Origin of the sequence: Delftia sp. GW456-R20 (genome assembly GCF_001622915.1) — a bacterium.
Classification (GTDB): Bacteria; Pseudomonadota; Gammaproteobacteria; order Burkholderiales; family Burkholderiaceae_C; genus Comamonas; species Comamonas acidovorans.
This window is the reverse complement of the sequence record NZ_LWCN01000004.1, coordinates 2571862-2589415: the sequence shown is the minus strand read 5'-3', so window position 1 is coordinate 2589415 and position 17554 is coordinate 2571862. Positions and strand designations below refer to the sequence as shown.

General features: G+C 67.8%; 15 protein-coding genes. All 15 read left to right on the top strand.

Annotated elements, in window-relative coordinates:
• The first annotated feature begins 102 nt into the window (after window positions 1–102).
• The 15 genes from hslV to A4F85_RS16810 all read left to right on the top strand — a co-directional run bounded on the left by hslV (window position 103) and on the right by A4F85_RS16810 (window position 17515).
• Window positions 103–648, top strand: coding sequence for an ATP-dependent protease subunit HslV (gene hslV / locus A4F85_RS16880; RefSeq protein WP_012203389.1), 546 nt, complete (start codon window positions 103–105; stop codon window positions 646–648).
• Between the two features lie 117 nt (window positions 649–765).
• Window positions 766–2085, top strand: a complete 1320-nt coding sequence (gene hslU / locus A4F85_RS16875) for an ATP-dependent protease ATPase subunit HslU (RefSeq protein WP_170962086.1) — start codon at window positions 766–768, stop codon at window positions 2083–2085.
• Window positions 2086–2453: 368 nt separating this feature from the next.
• Window positions 2454–2882, top strand: a complete 429-nt coding sequence (gene mraZ / locus A4F85_RS16870) for a division/cell wall cluster transcriptional repressor MraZ (protein WP_012203391.1) — start codon at window positions 2454–2456, stop codon at window positions 2880–2882.
• A 15-nt stretch (window positions 2883–2897) separates the two neighbouring features.
• On the top strand, window positions 2898–3827 hold the full coding sequence (gene rsmH / locus A4F85_RS16865) for a 16S rRNA (cytosine(1402)-N(4))-methyltransferase RsmH (RefSeq protein WP_012203392.1): 930 nt from the start codon (window positions 2898–2900) through the stop codon (window positions 3825–3827).
• 37 nt (window positions 3828–3864) lie between these two features.
• Window positions 3865–4149: a cell division protein FtsL gene (gene ftsL / locus A4F85_RS16860; protein ID WP_012203393.1), complete on the top strand. Its 285-nt coding sequence runs from the start codon at window positions 3865–3867 to the stop codon at window positions 4147–4149.
• Window positions 4146–5894, top strand: coding sequence for a peptidoglycan D,D-transpeptidase FtsI family protein (locus A4F85_RS16855; protein ID WP_013804112.1), 1749 nt, complete (start codon window positions 4146–4148; stop codon window positions 5892–5894). The genes ftsL and A4F85_RS16855 overlap by 4 nt, the downstream gene beginning before the upstream one ends.
• Window positions 5891–7420: a UDP-N-acetylmuramoyl-L-alanyl-D-glutamate--2,6-diaminopimelate ligase gene (locus A4F85_RS16850; RefSeq protein WP_063327223.1), complete on the top strand. Its 1530-nt coding sequence runs from the start codon at window positions 5891–5893 to the stop codon at window positions 7418–7420. The genes A4F85_RS16855 and A4F85_RS16850 overlap by 4 nt, the downstream gene beginning before the upstream one ends.
• Window positions 7417–8832, top strand: coding sequence for a UDP-N-acetylmuramoyl-tripeptide--D-alanyl-D-alanine ligase (locus tag A4F85_RS16845; protein ID WP_063327222.1), 1416 nt, complete (start codon window positions 7417–7419; stop codon window positions 8830–8832). The genes A4F85_RS16850 and A4F85_RS16845 overlap by 4 nt, the downstream gene beginning before the upstream one ends.
• Window positions 8823–10001, top strand: coding sequence for a phospho-N-acetylmuramoyl-pentapeptide-transferase (mraY, locus tag A4F85_RS16840; protein ID WP_012203397.1), 1179 nt, complete (start codon window positions 8823–8825; stop codon window positions 9999–10001). Before A4F85_RS16845 ends, mraY begins: the two co-directional genes overlap by 10 nt.
• Window positions 10002–10005: 4 nt before the next feature.
• Window positions 10006–11958, top strand: coding sequence for a UDP-N-acetylmuramoyl-L-alanine--D-glutamate ligase (gene murD, locus A4F85_RS16835; RefSeq protein ID WP_063327221.1), 1953 nt, complete (start codon window positions 10006–10008; stop codon window positions 11956–11958).
• Complete coding sequence (gene ftsW / locus A4F85_RS16830; protein WP_012203399.1) at window positions 11955–13220, top strand: putative lipid II flippase FtsW; 1266 nt, start codon at window positions 11955–11957, stop codon at window positions 13218–13220. The genes murD and ftsW overlap by 4 nt, the downstream gene beginning before the upstream one ends.
• Entirely contained in the window at window positions 13217–14311 is a 1095-nt protein-coding gene (gene murG / locus A4F85_RS16825) for an undecaprenyldiphospho-muramoylpentapeptide beta-N-acetylglucosaminyltransferase (protein ID WP_063327220.1), read from the top strand. The genes ftsW and murG overlap by 4 nt, the downstream gene beginning before the upstream one ends.
• Window positions 14308–15741: a UDP-N-acetylmuramate--L-alanine ligase gene (murC, locus tag A4F85_RS16820; protein ID WP_013804106.1), complete on the top strand. Its 1434-nt coding sequence runs from the start codon at window positions 14308–14310 to the stop codon at window positions 15739–15741. The genes murG and murC overlap by 4 nt, the downstream gene beginning before the upstream one ends.
• Window positions 15738–16718 carry a D-alanine--D-alanine ligase gene (locus tag A4F85_RS16815; protein ID WP_063327219.1) on the top strand — a complete coding sequence of 327 codons (981 nt, stop codon included), beginning with the start codon at window positions 15738–15740 and terminating at the stop codon, window positions 16716–16718. Before murC ends, A4F85_RS16815 begins: the two co-directional genes overlap by 4 nt.
• Window positions 16715–17515, top strand: coding sequence for a cell division protein FtsQ/DivIB (locus tag A4F85_RS16810; RefSeq protein ID WP_013804104.1), 801 nt, complete (start codon window positions 16715–16717; stop codon window positions 17513–17515). The genes A4F85_RS16815 and A4F85_RS16810 overlap by 4 nt, the downstream gene beginning before the upstream one ends.
• Window positions 17516–17554 lie beyond the last annotated feature (39 nt).

Genomic DNA, 17554 nt, shown 5'->3' with positions numbered 1-17554 from the left:
CACACCCCTTGCGGCAGGGCGGCGCGCCCGCCGCGAAGAGCGCGTGGGCATTCTTTGAGCAGACCCTTGAGAAGGCCGCCTTCGCCCTCATCTGGCACCGCTATGGAACAGTATCACGGCACCACCATCATCAGCGTGCGCCGGCAGACCCCCGAAGGCGTGCAGGTCGCCATCGGTGGCGATGGCCAGGTCACATTGGGCAACATCGTCGTCAAGGGCACGGCGCGCAAGGTGCGCAAGCTCTACCACGGCAAGGTGCTTGCCGGCTTTGCCGGCGCCACGGCAGACGCCTTCACGCTGTTCGAGCGTTTCGAGGCCAAGCTGGAAAAGCACCAGGGCCACCTGACGCGCGCAGCCATCGAGCTGACCAAGGACTGGCGCACCGACCGCGTGCTGCGCCGTCTGGAGGCCATGCTGGCCGTGGCCGACGCATCGGCCTCGCTGATCATCACCGGCAACGGCGACGTGCTGGAGCCCGAGCAGGGCATCGTGTCCATCGGCTCGGGCGGCGCCTATGCGCACTCGGCGGCCAAGGCGCTGCTGACCAATACCGAGCTGTCGGCCGAGGAGATCGTGCGCAAGTCGCTGGCCATCGCCGGCGAGCTGTGCATCTACACCAACATGCACCACACGGTCGAGACGCTCTGACACCCGCGCGGCGCCGGCTCGCCCAGCAGGCCGGCGATCGAAACGCACGGCATTGAAACTCACAGTCGCCAGCGGCCAGGCAACGGGGCTGGCGGCGCAATGCATCGAATACACACCATGTCCTCTGCCATGACCCCCCAGGAGATCGTCTCCGAACTGGACCGCCACATCGTCGGCCAGGCTGGCGCCAAGCGCGCCGTGGCCATCGCGCTGCGCAACCGCTGGCGCCGCCAGAACGTGGCCGACGGCCTGCGCCAGGAGATCACGCCCAAGAACATCCTCATGATCGGCCCCACAGGCGTGGGCAAGACCGAGATCGCGCGCCGCCTGGCGCGGCTGGCCGACGCCCCTTTCATCAAGGTCGAGGCCACCAAGTTCACCGAAGTGGGCTACGTGGGCAAGGACGTGGATGCCATCATCCGCGACCTGGCCGAGGTGGCCGTCAAGCAGACGCGCGAGGCCGACATGAAGAAGCTGCGCCTGCGCGCCGAAGACGCGGCCGAGGACCGCATCCTCGACGTGCTCGTGCCCCAGGCCCGCAGCGGCGAGGTGGCCGCCGACAACACGGCACGCCAGGTTTTCCGCAAGAAGCTGCGCGAGGGCCAGCTCGACGACAAGGAAATCGAGATCGATGTCGCCGACGCGCCGCCCCAGGTGCAGATCATGGGTCCCCAGGGCATGGAAGAGATGGCCGAGCAGCTGCGCGGCATGTTCAGCCACATGGGCCAGGAAAAGCGCAAGACGCGCAAGCTGCGCATTGCCGAGGCCATGAAGCTGCTGACCGACGAGGAAGCGGCAAAACTGGTCAACGAGGAAGACGTGCGCACCCGCGCCATCGCCAATGCCGAGCAGAACGGCATCGTCTTCATCGACGAGATCGACAAGGTGGCCACGCGCCAGGAAACCAGCGGCTCCGACATCTCGCGCCAGGGCGTGCAGCGCGACCTGCTGCCCCTGGTCGAAGGCACCAGCGTCTCCACCAAGTACGGCGTGGTCAAGACCGACCACATCCTGTTCATCGCCTCGGGCGCCTTTCACCTGTCCAAGCCCAGCGACCTCATCCCCGAGCTGCAGGGGCGCTTCCCGATCCGCGTGGAGCTGGACTCGCTGTCGGTCCAGGACTTCGAGGCCATCCTCACCCAGACCCATGCCTCCCTGGTCAAGCAGTACCAGGCGCTGCTGGCCACCGAAGGCGTCACGCTGGAATTCACGCCCGAAGGCATCACCCGGCTCGCCGGCATCGCCTTCGATGTCAACGAGCGCACCGAGAACATCGGCGCGCGCCGCCTGTCCACCGTGCTCGAGCGCCTGCTGGACGAGGTCAGCTTCGACGCGGCCAACCTGTCCGGCCAGACCATCTCCATCGACGCGGCCTACGTGGACCAGCGTCTGCAGTCCCTGAGCCAGGACGAAGACCTCTCGCGCTTCATCCTCTGAAATGGGCCGGCTGCCGCGCAGCCGCCACCGAAGTGACTGCCCGCATTGCCGGGCAGTCACTTTTTGTAGGAGGGTTGCCCGAGTTGCAACCGGTCGCCAGCGAATTGAATCGTTGCAATTGCGTGCAGGCTTTGAGAGATCACTTGCAGTCAGTCCTCTAAGTACTTGTAAAGCCAGGGATTTTTGTCACCACTCACATTGCATTCGGCTTCTAAGTTGTTGATTTCATTGCAAATAATTGTCCATTCCCGGGTTGTGAAACACCAAATTGCTGCTACAGTGCAAAAAAGTGCAATTAAGTGGTGAAAGTTGCCTTTGTGCCCCGATTTCCGGGACGCGATGGCTCCAACCGACCGGGGTGACTGACCGTGTTTCAAGGGGCGTCCTCGCTGAATCTCGATGGAAAGGGGCGGCTGTCTGTGCCGACCCGGCATCGTGACGCCCTTGTGGCCATGGCCCAGGGCCAGGTCACCCTCACCAAACATCCCCACGGTTGCCTGATGCTGTTCCCGCGCACGGAGTGGCTGCAGTTTCGCGAGCGGATCGCGCAGCTGCCCATGTCGGCGCAGTGGTGGAAGCGCATCTTCCTGGGTAACGCCATGGACGTGGACATGGATGCCACCGGCCGCGTGCTGGTGTCGCCCGAGCTGCGTGAAGCCGTGGGTCTGACCAAGGAGGTCGTGCTGCTGGGCATGGGTAACCATTTCGAGCTGTGGGACAAGGCCACTTATGAGGCACATGAAGCGAAGGCCATGCAGGAAGAAATGCCTGCGGCCTTCCAGGATTTTGCTTTCTAGGAAAGAGGCGTTTTCTTGAATCAGCCGTTGCAACACATCACCGTTTTGCTCGACGAGGCCGTCGATGCGCTGCTGGACGGCGCCGCACAGCCCGTTGCCGGGCAATGGGTGGACGCGACCTTCGGGCGAGGCGGGCATTCCCGGCGCATCCTGCAGCGGCTGGGGCCGGATGGGGCCTTGCTGGCGTTCGACAAGGACCCGGACGCGATCGAAGAGGCAGCGCGCATCACCGATGCGCGTTTTTCGATTCGGCACGAAGGGTTTCGCCACCTCAGCGAGCTGCCGGCCGGCAGCGTGCAGGGCGTGCTGATGGACCTGGGCGTGAGCTCTCCCCAGATCGACAACCCCGAGCGTGGCTTCAGCTTCCGCTTCGAGGGTCCGCTGGACATGCGCATGGACACCACGCGCGGCCAGAGCGTGGCGGACTGGCTGGCGGAAGCCGATGCCCAGCAGATTGCGGAGGTGATACGTGACTACGGCGAAGAACGGTTTGCTGGCCCCATTGCAAAGGCGATTGTTGCTCGGCGCGAAAGCCAGGGGCCCCTTCGCAACACCGCAGAGCTTGCCGAGCTCGTGGCTGGCGCGGTCAGGACCCGCGAGGCTGGGCAGAACCCAGCGACACGCACATTCCAGGCTCTTCGGATTTTCATCAATGCCGAGCTTGAAGAGCTCGAACAGGCGCTAGAGGCCAGCCTGCGCGTGCTGGCGCCGGGCGGACGCCTGGTGGTGATCAGCTTCCACTCGCTGGAGGACCGCATCGTCAAGCAGTTCATCGCCAAGCACTCCAAGGAAGTCTATGACCGGCGCGCACCCTTTGCCGTGCCCACGCCCATGCGCCTTGAAGCGCTGGGTCGCATCAAGCCCAGCGAGGCCGAGGTCGCCGCCAATGCGCGCTCGCGCTCGGCCGTGATGCGCGTGGCCCGCCGCACCGGGGTGCCTGCATGAAGCGCATGCACCGTCTGGCGCAAGAGGAGGGCGTGGCATGCTGCGCCTGAACCTCGTGCTGCTGCTGGCGGTGATGGCCAGCGCCATCTTCCTGGTGCACAACCAGTACGAATCGCGCCGCCTGTTCACCGAACTGGACCGCGCCGTGGCCGAGTCGCGCCGCCTGGCCACCGAGCAGCAGCGCCTGCAGGTGGAAAAGCGCGCCCAGGCCACGCCACAGCGCATCGAGGTCATGGCGCGCGAGCGCCTGCAGATGAAGCCGGCCACGCCGGCCATCGCCCAGTACGTCAATGACGATGCGCGCACCGGAGTGGCTCCATGACGCGCAGCGTGCTCTACACCTCCAGCCCCCTGCTGGCGTCCAAGACACCCCTGTGGCGCAGCAAGATGATCGTGGCCATGCTGGGCCTGGGCTTTGTCGGCCTGGGCGCGCGCGCGGCCTACGTGCAGGTGTTCGGCAACGACTTCTTCCAGCGCCAGGGCCAGGTGCGCTTTGCGCGCACGCTGGAGCTGCCGGCCAACCGTGGCCGCCTGCTGGACCGCAATGGACTGATCCTGGCCTCCAGCGTGCCGGCCGCCAGCATCTGGGCCATTCCCGAAGATGTCGAGCAGGATGACCCCGAGGTCAAGGCCAAGCTCAAGCAGCTGGCCGCGCTCATGGAGATGCCGCTGCCCGCGCTGATGGAAAAGCTGGCCGACGAGGACAAGACCTTCGTCTGGATCAAGCGCCAGCTGGACTGGGACGTTGGCCAGCAGATCCATGCGCTCAACATCAAGGGCATCTACCAGCGCAAGGAATACAAGCGCCAGTACCCGGAAGGCGAATCGGCCGCCCACATCGTGGGCTTCACCAATGTGGAAGACCATGGTCAGGAAGGCATGGAGCTGGCCTTCGACAAGGAGCTCGGCGGCAAGCCCGGCTCGCGCCGCGTGATCAAGGACCGCCTGGGCCGCGTGGTCGAGGGCGTGGGCGAGGAAGTGCCGCCTCAGGACGGCCGCGACATCCAGCTGTCCGTGGACAGCAAGGTCCAGTACTTCGCCTACCAGAAGCTCAAGGAGCAGGTCATCGCGCACAAGGCCAAGGCGGGCAGCGTGGTGGTCATGGATGCGCACACCGGCGAATTGCTGGCCCTGGCCAACTACCCCAGCTACGTGCCCGACAAGCGCAAGAACCTGACGGGCGAGCAGCTGCGCAACCGCGCCATCACCGACACCTTCGAGCCCGGCTCGACCATGAAGCCCATCACCATCGGCCTGGCGCTGGAGTCGGGCCGCTTCAAGCCGGAAACGCCCATCGACACCACGCCGGGCCGCGTCAACGTCACGGGCTCGACGATTTCCGACACCCACAACTACGGCCTGCTCACCGTGGCCGGCGTGATCCAGAAGTCCAGCAACGTGGGCACGACCAAGATCGCGCTGCAGATGCCGGCCAAGGAAATGTGGGAAACCTTCTCGGCCGTGGGCTTCGGCCAGAAGCCGCAGATCTCCTTCCCCGGCGCCGCCAGCGGTCGCCTGCGTCCCTACAAGACCTGGAGGCCGGTGGAGCAGGCCACCATGGGCTATGGCTACGGCCTGTCCGCCAGCCTGCTGCAGATGACGCGCAGCTACACCGTCTTCGCCAATGGCGGGCGCGTGATCCCGGCCACCATGGTCAAGACCGACGAGCCGCCCGTGGGCGTGCCCGTGTTCTCGCCGCGCACGGCCAACGAGGTGCGCAAGATGCTGGCCCTGGCGGCCGGCCCCGGCGGCACGGGCCAGCGCGCCCAGACCATCGGCTACTCGGTGGGCGGCAAGTCGGGCACGGCCCGCAAGCAGCAGGGCAAGGGCTATGCCGCCGGCAAGTACCGCGCCTGGTTCACAGGCATGGCGCCCATCGAGAACCCGCGCATCATCGTCGCCGTGATGGTGGACGAGCCCAGTGCCGGCACCATCTACGGCGGCACCGTGGCGGCACCCGTGTTCAGCGAAGTGGTGCAGCAGACGCTGCGCCTGATGGGCGTGCAGCCCGATATGGAAGTCAAGCCCTTGATCGTCGCCAACCCCGTGGAGGAGCCCTCGCTATGAGTTCCTCCCAAGCCCTGCGGGTGCTGTCCACGGCCACCGAGGCTGTCCAATGGCTGGCCGCCCGCCTGCAAGGCAGCGGCACGCTGCAGACCGACAGCCGCAAGGTCCGGCCCGGCGACGCCTTCATCGCCTGGCCCGGCGCGGCCACCGATGGCCGCGCCCATGTGGCCTCGGCCCTGGAGCGCGGTGCCATGGCCTGCCTGGTCGAAGCGCAGGGTGTCGAAGCCTTCGGTTTTTCCGGCGAGCACATCGCGGCGCTGCCCGGCCTCAAGGCCGCCACGGGCCTGATCGCCGACCAGTGGTTCCAGCATCCCAGCGCCCAGATCGATGTGCTGGCCGTGACCGGCACCAATGGCAAGACCACCACCGCCTGGTGGCTGGCGCACGCGCTGGCCCAGGTGAAGCTGCAGGAACGCAGCGGCTGCGCCCTGGTGGGCACGCTGGGCGTGGGCATTCCGCCCGCCATGGAATCCACGGGCATGACCACGCCCGACCCGGTGCGGCTGCAGCGCGCGTTCCGCGAGTACGCCGATGCGGGCCTGGCAGCCTGCGCCATCGAGGCGTCGTCCATCGGCATCGTCGAGCACCGGCTGGACGGCACGCGCATCCGCGTGGCGCTGTTCACCAATTTCACGCAGGACCACCTCGACTACCACGGCAGCATGCAGGCCTACTGGGATGCCAAGGCCGCGCTGTTCGACTGGCCCGGCCTGCAGGCCGCCGTCGTCAATGTGGACGACGCGCATGGCGCACGCCTGTGGGCCACGCTGCAGTCGCGCAAGCAGCCTGCCGCGCTCGACGTCTGGAGCATTTCCATCGAAGGCGCGGCGCGCCTGCAGGCCAAGGACATTGCGCTGGGTGCCGAGGGCCTGAGCTTCACCGTGATCGAGGCTGGCCACAGCCTGCGCATGCACACGCGCATGGTGGGCCAGTACAACGTATCCAACCTGCTGGGCGTGCTGGCCGCGCTGCGCTGCCTGGGCCTGACCCTGGACCAGGCCGTTGCGGCCTGCGCCCACCTGGAGCCCGTGCCCGGCCGCATGCAGCAGATCGTCCAGCCCGGCCAGCCGCTGGTGGCCGTGGACTACGCCCACACGCCCGATGCGCTGGACAAGGCCCTGCGCGCCCTGCGCCCGGCCGCCGAGCAGCGCCGTGGCCGGCTGTGGTGCGTGTTCGGCTGCGGCGGCGACCGCGATGCCACCAAGCGGCCGCTCATGGGGCAGGCCGCCCAGAAGAATGCCGACTGTGTGCTGGTCACCAGCGACAACCCGCGCAGCGAAGTGCCCGAACGCATCATCGACCAGATCCTGGCCGGCATGCAGCCGGGCGAAAACCTGCAGTCCCAGGCCGATCGCGCAGCGGCCATCGCCCAGGCGATTGCACACGCCAGCGAACGCGACGTGGTGCTGATCGCCGGCAAGGGACATGAGGACTACCAGGAGACGGCGGGCCAGCGCCATCCGTTCTCCGACATGGCCGAGGCGCACAAGGCGCTGGCGGCCCGCGAAGGAAAGAAGCGGTCATGATGACCTTGCAACAAGCGCTGGAGCTGATCCAGTCGCATATCCCCCAGGCACGGCTGGTCGGCAACGGCCAGGCCGTGCTCACGCGCGTGCACACCGACACCCGCACGCTGCAGGCCGGGGATCTGTTCGTCGCCTTGAAGGGCGAGCGTTTCGATGCCAACCAGTTCCTGGCCCAGGCCCGCGAGGCCGGCGCTGCCGCAGCCCTGGCCCATGGCGGCCTGGAGGCCGCAGGCCTGTCCGGCATCGAGGTGCCCGACTCGCTGGCCGCCCTGGGCGCACTGGCCACGGCCTGGCGCGCGCGCTTTGCGCTGCCGCTGATTGCCGTCACCGGCAGCAACGGCAAGACCACGGTCACGCAGATGGTGGCCTCCATCCTGCGCGCCCATGCGGGCGAGGCGGCCCTGGCCACGCGCGGCAACTTCAACAACTCCATCGGCCTGCCGCTGAGTCTGATGCGCATGACCGCCCAGCACCGCGTGGCCGTGCTGGAGATGGGCATGAACCATCCCGGCGAGATTGCCGAGCTGGCCGCCATCGGCCAGCCCACGGTGGCCCTGGTCAACAACGCGCAGCGCGAGCACCAAGAATTCATGCACACGGTCGAGGCCGTGGCGCGCGAGAACGGCAGCGTGCTGCTGTCCCTGCCCGCCGACGGCGTGGCCGTGTTCCCGGCCGGCGACACCTACACGCCGCTGTGGCGCGAGCTGGCCGCTGCGCGCCAGTGCCTGCTGTTCGGCGAATCTGCCGATGGCGCCCACGTGCATGCGCGCGATGCGCTGTGGCTGGGCGATGCCTGGCAGTTCACCCTGGTCACGCCCGAGGGCGAGGCCCCGGTGCGCCTGCACATTGCCGGCCGCCACAACGTGCGCAATGCGCTGGCCGCTGCGGCCTGCGCCCAGGCAGCCGGTGTGCCGCTGGCCGACATTGCACGCGGCCTGAGCGTGTTCGAGCCCGTGCAGGGCCGCTCGCGCGCACTGGGCGTTTCGGTGCAGGGCCGCACGGTCACCGTGATCGACGACAGCTACAACGCCAATCCCGACTCGGTGGCCGCGGCCATCGAGGTGCTGCGCGAACTGCCCGCTCCCCAGCTGCTGGTGCTGGGCGACATGGGCGAGGTCGGCGACCAGGGGCCGCAATTCCATGCCGAGGCGGGCGCGCTGGCGCGCAGCCTGGGCATTGCCCGGCTGTTCACGCTGGGCGCGCAAAGCACATCCGCCGCCACCGCATTCGGTGCAGGTGCGCGGCATTTCGAAGACATGGCCTCGCTGCAGCAGGCAGCCTGTGCCGCGCTGCCCGAGGTGGGCAGCATTCTGGTCAAGGGTTCGAGGTTCATGAAGATGGAGCAGGTGGTTCAGGCGGTCGAGGCGGCCGGCAAGGATGACGGTTGCAAGAAGGAGGCCGCATGCTGCTGATGCTGTCCCAATGGCTGCAGGGCCTGTCCCCCGAGTTCGGCTTTCTGCGCGTCTTCCAGTACCTCACGATGCGCGCCGTGATGGCCGCGCTCACGGCCCTGGTCATCGGGCTGCTGGCCGGGCCGCGCCTGATCCGCATGCTGACCTCGCTCAAGATCGGCCAGCCCGTGCGCGGCTACGGCATGGAGACCCATCTGGCCAAGAGCGGCACGCCCACCATGGGCGGGGCGCTGATCCTGCTGTCCATTGCCGTTTCCACGCTGCTGTGGTTCGACCTGTCCAACCGCTTCGTCTGGATCGTGCTGCTGGTCACGCTGGGCTTTGGCACCATCGGCTGGGTGGACGACTGGCGCAAGGTGGTCAACAAGGACCCCGAAGGCATGCGCTCGGGCGAGAAGTATTTCTGGCAGTCCGTCATCGGCCTGCTGGCCGCGCTGTACCTGGTGTTCTGCATTTCCGAGAACTCCAATGCCCAGGTCTTCGAGCTGTTCGTCACCTGGGTGCAGTCCGGCTTTGCGCTGGACCTGCCGCCCAAGGCGGGCCTGCTCGTGCCTTTCTTCAAGGAAGTCAGCTACCCGCTGGGCGTGCTGGGCTTCGTGATCATGACCTACCTGGTCATCGTGGGCGCCAGCAATGCCGTGAACCTGACCGACGGGCTGGACGGCCTGGCGATCATGCCCGTGATCATGGTGGGCTCGGCCCTGGGCATCTTCGCCTACGTCACCGGCAATGCCGGCTACGCCAAGTACCTGCTGTTCCCGCACATCCCGGGTTCGGGCGAGCTGCTGGTGTACTGCGCGGCCATGGCCGGCGCGGGCCTGGCCTTCCTCTGGTTCAACGCCCACCCGGCCCAGGTGTTCATGGGCGACGTGGGTGCGCTGGCGCTGGGCGCCTCGCTGGGCACCATTGCCGTCATCGTGCGCCAGGAAATCGTGCTGGCCATCATGGGCGGCATCTTCGTGGTGGAGGCGCTGTCGGTGATGCTGCAGGTCACCTGGTTCAAGTTCACCAAGAAGCGCTACGGCCAGGGCCGCCGCCTGCTCAAGATGGCGCCGCTGCACCACCACTTCGAAAAGAGTGGCTGGAAGGAGACCCAGGTCGTGATCCGCTTCTGGATCATCACCATGCTGCTGTGCCTGCTGGGCCTGTCCACGCTGAAGCTGAGGTGAGTGCATGAACACCGAAGACTTCAAGACCGACCTCCACGCACTGCCGGCCACCGAGCCCGCCGTGCCGGCGTCCCCTGCCGAGCTTGTCGAGCTGGCGGACCCGGCCGGAATGCCGGGCCTCGCTCCCGAGGGGCAGGTGGTTGCGGACCCGGTCCTGGACGATTCACCGGCTCCCGTGCCAGTTGGCGACGGCGAGGCGGAGCCTCCGGCCGCCGAGGTGCCGCAGGTGCCGCCGGTGCCTGTGGCCCTTACCGAGCCCGTGCCCGACATCGCCACGCTGACGGCGGCCAAGGATGCTGCCGCCTTCGTGGCCCAGATCTTTGCGGACCCCAGCATCTCCGACTCGTCGGACGCCGAGGTCACGCCCCTTGCCGCCGAAGAGGCGGTTGAATCCGAACAGGTGCTGCCGCCCGTGGCTGCCGGCTGGCCCGGCGAGCAGGTCCAGCACCTGCAGGGCCAGCGCGTGCTCGTGCTGGGTCTGGGCGCCTCGGGCCTGGCCATGGCACGCTGGTGCGTGCGCTGCGGCGCCGAAGTCATCGTGGCCGATACGCGCCAGGCACCGCCCCAGCTGCAGCAGCTGTCCACCGAATTGCCCCAGGTGCGCTTCGTGCCCGGCGAGTTCACGGCGCAGCTGGTGGACGGCCAGAGCCTGGGCCTGGTCTACCGCTCGCCCGGCCTGAGCCCGGCCGCCGTGGCGCCCGTGGTCGATACCGCGCGCGCCCAGGGCCTGCCCGTGGGCGGCGAGCTCGATCTCTTCGCCATGGCGCTCAAGGCCCTGGCCGCAGCCCATGGCTACCGTCCCACGGTGCTGGGCATCACCGGGACCAATGGCAAGACCACGGTCACCTCGCTGACCGGCCAACTGCTGGAGCATGCGGGCCTGCGCGTGGCCGTGGCCGGCAATATCGGCCCCACGCTGCTGGACACGCTGACCCAGGCCATCGATGCCGAAACGCTGCCCCAGGCCTGGGTGCTGGAGCTGTCCAGCTTCCAGCTCGATGGCGTGCAGATGTTCGAGCCCACGGCCGCCGCCGTGCTCAACATCACCCAGGACCATCTGGACTGGCACGGCAGCCTGCGCGCCTATGCCGATGCCAAGGCCTGCATCTTCGGCAGCAGCGGAACCATGGTGCTCAACCGCGAAGACCCCGAGGTCATGCGCATGCTGCCGGCGCCCGTGGTGCCGCCGGGCAAGCGCCAAAAGCCCCAGCAGCGCGCCCACATCACCTTCGGCGGCGACATGCCGCGCCGCCCCGGCGACTTCGGCCTGGAAGTGGTCAGCGGCATGACGTGGCTGGTGCGCGCCCATGAGGCCGACGAAACCGCCAAGGGCAAGAACGCCGAAGACCTGTACATCCAGCGCCTCATGCCTGCCGACGCACTGCGCATCCGCGGCCGGCACAACGCCATCAACGCCCTGTCTGCCCTGGCCCTGGCCAGCGCGGGCGGCTGCACGCTGGCGCCGCTGCTCTATGGACTGCGTGAGTACCGGGGCGAGCCGCACCGCGTCCAGCCCATCGGCCGCGTCAACGGCGTGGAGTACTACGACGACAGCAAGGGCACGAACGTGGGCGCCACCGTGGCCGCGCTGTCCGGCCTGGGGCCTGACCACCGCATCGTGGTCATCCTGGGTGGCGACGGCAAGGGCCAGGATTTCTCTCCGCTGGTCGCGCCCGTGTCGCGCCATGTGCGCACGGCCGTGCTGATCGGCCGCGACGCCGGCCGCATCCGCGCCGCCCTGCAGGACTGCGGCGTGCCCCTGGTCGACGCCACCACCATGGCCGACGCCGTGGAGCTGGCCGCCTCGCGCGCCCATGAGGGCGATGCCGTGCTGCTGTCGCCCGCCTGTGCCAGCCTGGACATGTTCCGCAACTACGAGGACCGGGCCCATCAGTTCGTCGATGCCGTGCGCGCGCTGGCGCTGGATGCCGGGCATGAACTCGGAGGTGCTGCATGACCGCCGTATCGCAGGTCCTGGGCCGCATGCGCTCCTGGTTCGGAGGTGCGCAGGAGAAGGCCATCGACGTGCTGCCCGTGCGCCTGGGCGGTCCCCAGTACCACCGGCCCACGCAGACGCCGGCCAGCGTGCTCGGTCTGGACCAGGCCCTGATCTGGGTGGTCATAGGCCTGCTGGCCTGGAGCCTGATCATGGTGTATTCGGCGTCGATCGCCATGCCGGACAACCCGCGCTTCGGCAAGATCGCGCCCACCCATTTCCTGATGCGCCATGCCATGTCCATCGGCATGGCCTTCGTCGGCGCGCTGCTGGCCTTCCAGGTGTCCATGGCCACCTGGGAGCGCATGGCGCGCAAGCTCTTCCTGGTGTCCCTGGTCCTGCTGGTGGCCGTGCTGATCCCGCACGTGGGCACCGTGGTCAACGGTGCGCGGCGCTGGCTGTCGCTGGGCATCATGAATTTCCAGCCGTCCGAACTGGCCAAGTTCGCCGTGCTCATCTATGCGGCCGACTACATGGTGCGCAAGATGGAGGTCAAGGAGCGCTTCTTCCGCGCCGTGCTGCCCATGGGGCTGGCCGTGGTGCTGGTCGGCGTGCTGCTGCTGGCCGAGCCCGACATGGGCGCCTTCATGGTGATCGTGGTGATCGCCATGGGCATCCTGTTCCTGGGCGGTGTCAACGCGCGCATGTTCTTCCTGATCGCGGCCCTGGTGGTGCTGGCCTTCGTGCTGATCATCGCCACCTCCGAATGGCGGCGCGAGCGCATCTTTGCCTACCTCAATCCCTGGGACGAAAAGCATGCCCTGGGCAAGGGCTACCAGCTGTCGCATGCGCTGATCGCCATCGGGCGCGGCGAGATCTTCGGCGTGGGCCTGGGCCGCAGCGTCGAGAAGCTGCACTGGCTGCCCGAGGCGCACACCGACTTCCTGCTGGCCGTGATCGGCGAGGAATTCGGCCTGGTCGGCGTGCTCTTGATCGCCGTCACCTTCCTGTGGCTGACGCGCCGCATCATGCTCATAGGGCGGCAGGCCATTGCGCTGGACCGGGTGTTCTCCGGCCTGGTGGCCGAGGGCATTGCGATCTGGATGGGTTTCCAGGCCTTCATCAACATGGGCGTGAACCTGGGCGCGCTGCCGACCAAGGGGCTGACGCTGCCCCTGATGAGTTTCGGGGGCTCGGCCATTTTGATGAATCTGATAGCGATAGCGGTGGTGTTAAGGGTGGACTACGAGAACAAGTTGCTGATGAAGGGAGGGCATGCATGACACAGCAGCCCATCTCCCAAGGCACGCAACGCCAGCGCACGGCCCTGATCATGGCCGGCGGCACGGGCGGACATATCTTCCCGGGCCTGGCCGTGGCCCAGGCCCTGCGCGAGCGCGGCTGGAACGTGCGCTGGCTGGGCGCGCCCGGCTCCATGGAGTCGCGCATCGTGCCGGCCCAGGGCTTCCCGCTGGAGACCATCGAGTTCTCGGGCGTGCGCGGCAAGGGCATCATGACCCTGGCCTTTTTGCCCATGCGCCTGCTGCGTGCCTTCTGGCAGGCGCTGGCCGTGGTGCGCCGTGTCAAGCCCGACGTGGTGGTCGGTCTGGGTGGCTACATCAGTTTCCCCGGTGGAATGATGGCCGTGCTGGCCGGCAAGCCCCTGGTGCTGCATGAGCAGAACTCCGTGGCCGGCATGGCCAACAAGGTGCTGGCCAGCGTCTCCCACCGCATCTTCACCGCCTTCCCCAACGTATTCCCCAAGGGCCGCTGGGTCGGCAACCCCTTGCGCCAGGCCTTCACCGAGCAGCCCGCGCCCGAGCAGCGCTTTGCGGGCCGCAGCGGTCCGCTGCGCCTGCTGGTGGTGGGCGGAAGCCTGGGCGCCAAGGCGCTCAACGAGATCGTGCCCCAGGCGCTGGCCCTGATTCCTGCCGATGTGCGGCCCGTCGTGCTGCACCAAAGCGGCGCCGCGCAGATCGATGCCCTTCGCGCCAACTATGCCGCCGCAGGCGTGCAGGCCGAGCTGACGCCCTTCATCGACGACACGGCGTGCGCCTTTGCCGAGGCCGATGTCATCGTCTGCCGCGCCGGTGCCAGCACGGTCACCGAGATCGCGGCCGTGGGCGCCGCAGCCATCTATGTGCCCTTCCCGTCCGCCGTGGACGACCACCAGACCACGAACGCGCGTTTCCTGGTCGATGCCGGTGGTGGATGGTTGATGCAACAAAGCGCACTGACTGCCCAAAGCCTGGCCGAAATGCTACAAAATATGCAGCGTGCGACGCTGCTGGAGCGCGCTGGAAAAGCCAAGAAAATGCAAAAGACCGATGCCACCGCCGAGGTGGTCGCCGCCTGTGAGGAACTGGCCGCATGAAGCACGCCATTCATCACATCCATTTCGTCGGCATCGGCGGCGCCGGAATGAGCGGCATCGCCGAGGTGCTGCACAACCTGGGTTACGCCATCTCGGGCTCGGACCTGTCCGACAGCGCCACGCTGCGCCGGCTCGCCGGCCTGGGCATCGCCACCCACGTCGGCCATGCGGCCGCGCACATCGAAGGGGCTGACGCCGTCGTCACCTCCACCGCCGTGCAGTCCGACAATCCCGAGGTGCTGGCCGCGCGCGAGCGCAAGATTCCCGTCGTGCCGCGTGCGCTCATGCTGGCCGAGCTCATGCGCTTCAAGCAGGGCATCGCCATCGCGGGCGCCCATGGCAAGACCACGACCACCAGCCTGGTGACCAGCGTGCTGGCCGAGGCCGGGCTGGACCCGACCTTCGTCATCGGCGGCAAGCTCAACAGCGCGGGCGCCAACGCCAAGCTGGGCCAGGGCGACTACATCGTGGTCGAGGCCGACGAGTCCGATGCCTCCTTCCTGAACCTGCTGCCCGTGATGGCCGTCGTCACCAACATCGACGCCGACCACATGGAAACCTACGGTCATGACTTCGGCCGGCTCAAGGGCGCCTTCGTCGATTTCCTGCACCGCATGCCGTTCTACGGCCGCGCCATCGTCTGCGTGGACAGTCCGGCCGTGCGCGAGATCCTGCCCCAGGTGGCCCGCCCCGTGACCACCTACGGCTTTGCCGAGGACGCACAGGTGCGCGCCCTCAACGTGCGCGCCGAAGCTGGCAGCATGCATTTCACGGTGCGCCGCAGCAACGGCCAGAGCTATCCCGACCTGGACGTGGTGCTGAGCCTGCCGGGCGAGCACAACGTGCTCAACGCGCTGTCTGCCGTGGCCGTGGCCATGGAGCTGGAGATCTCCGACGACGCGCTGCTGCGTGCCTTCGAAAGCTTCAAGGGCGTGGGCCGGCGCTTTCAGCGCTATGGCGAACTGGCGACTGCCGACGGCGGCAGCTTCACCGTCATCGACGACTATGGCCACCACCCCGTCGAGATGGCGGCCACGCTGGCCGCCGCGCGCGGCGCCTTCCCGGGCCGCCGCCTGGTGCTGGCATTCCAGCCGCACCGTTACAGCCGCACGCGCGACTGCTTCGAGGATTTCGTCAAGGTCATCGGCCTGGCCGACGCCGTGCTGCTGACCGAGGTCTATGCGGCCGGCGAGGCGCCCGTGGTGGCGGCCGACGGCCGCTCGCTGACACGCGCCCTGCGCGTGGCCGGCCGTGTCGAGCCGGTGTTTGTGGAAAACGTTGCCGAGCTGCCGGCGGCCATTGCCGTCAATGCCCGCGATGGCGACGTGTTGTTGTGCATGGGGGCAGGCTCGATTGGCGCCGTGCCCGGAAAGTTGGTTGAAATGCTTCAGAAACAAGAGCTGCAGGCGCAGCAGGGAGCTGTGCAATGAGCAGCTTCGGCACCCAGATCGATGTCAAGGCCCTGGGCAAGGTGGCCGTGCTGTTGGGCGGCCGCTCGGCCGAGCGCGAGGTCTCGCTGATGTCGGGCACGGGCGTGCTCAAGGCCCTGCTGTCGCATGGCGTGGACGCCCATGCCTTCGACCCCGCCGAGCGCGACCTGGGCGAGTTGAAGAAGGAAGGGTTCGACCGCTGCTTCATCGCGCTGCACGGCCGCTACGGCGAAGACGGCACGGTGCAGGGCGCGCTGGAGCTGCTGGGCATCCCGTACACGGGCCCCGGCGTGATGGCCTCCAGCATCGCCATGGACAAGATCATGACCAAGCGCATCTGGCGCTTCGAGGGCCTGCCCACACCGGACTGGCGTCTGGTCGCCAGCGCAGGCGAGACGCGCGCCGCGCTGCAGGCGCTGGGCGCGCCCATGATCGTCAAGCCCTCGCGCGAGGGCTCGACCATCGGCCTGACCAAGGTCTGGACGGCCGAGGAATGCGAGCAGGCCTATGTGCTGGCCTCCCGCTACGACCCCGAAGTGCTCTGCGAAGAGTTCATCGAGGGCGACGAGACCACCTGCCCCGTGCTCGGCACCGGCGAGGGCGCCCATGCGCTGCCCGTGATCCGCATCGTCGCCCCCGAAGGCAACTACGACTACCAGAACAAGTACTTCACCGACGACACCAAGTACCACTGCCCCAGCGGACTGCCTGCCGAGGAAGAGGCCGAGATCCGGCGCATCGTCGTGCTGGCCTTCCGCACGCTGGGCTGCCGCGGCTGGTCGCGCGCCGACATCATGATCCGCGCCAGCGATCGCAAGCCCTTCCTGCTGGAGATCAACACCTCGCCGGGCATGACGGGTCACTCGCTGGTGCCCATGTCGGCCCGCGCCATCGGTGTCAGCTACGAGAACCTCTGCCTGGGCATCCTGGCCAGCGCCGCGCTGGACGCCGCGCAACCGGAGCAGGAGCACGCATGAGCTACTCCCTGCCGGCCCCCTTCGACGTCAAGCTCATGAACGTGACCGCCACGGTCCTGTTCGTGGGCGTGGCTGCGCTGGGGCTGGCAGCGGTGAGCTGGTGGGCGCTGCGCCACCCGGCCTTCAACATCGGCCGCATCGTGGTCGAGGGCGAGCTGGTGCACAACAACACGGTGACGCTGCGCGCCAACGTGGCGCCGGTGCTCACGGGCAACTTCTTCACCGTGGACCTCAAGGGGGCCAAGGCGGCATTCGAGCAGGTGCCCTGGGTGCGCGAGGCGCAGGTGCGCCGCGACTATCCCAACAGCCTGCGCGTCATCCTGCACGAGCATGTGGCCGAGGCCTTCTGGGGCCCCGATTCGGGCACCGGCCTGATCAACAGCTTTGGCGAGGTCTTCGAGGCCAACCTGGGCGAGCTCGACCGCGACGGCCTGCCGCGCCTGCAGGGCCCCGAGGACAGCGCCCCGCAGATGCTGCAGATGTACCGGCTGCTGGTGCCGGCGCTGGGGCCGCTGGATGTGGAGATCGACGGGCTCACGCTCAATGCGCGCGGAAGCTGGCAGCTCAGGCTGGCCAATGATGCACAGATCGAACTGGGTGGCGGCAGCGTGGAAGCCGTGCTGCAGCGCGTGCAGCGCTTCGTGCGCACGCTGCCCCAGATCACGACCCAATACAAGCGCAAGGCCGACGCCATCGAGTCGGCCGACCTGCGCTACGAAGACGGATATGCGCTGAGGCTGCGCGGTGTGACCACCGGCACGGCCAAGGCGCCGGCTGCAGTGCGTCCCCGACGCTGAAGACGAGGGAGGAAAGACCTATGTACACGCACACCATGC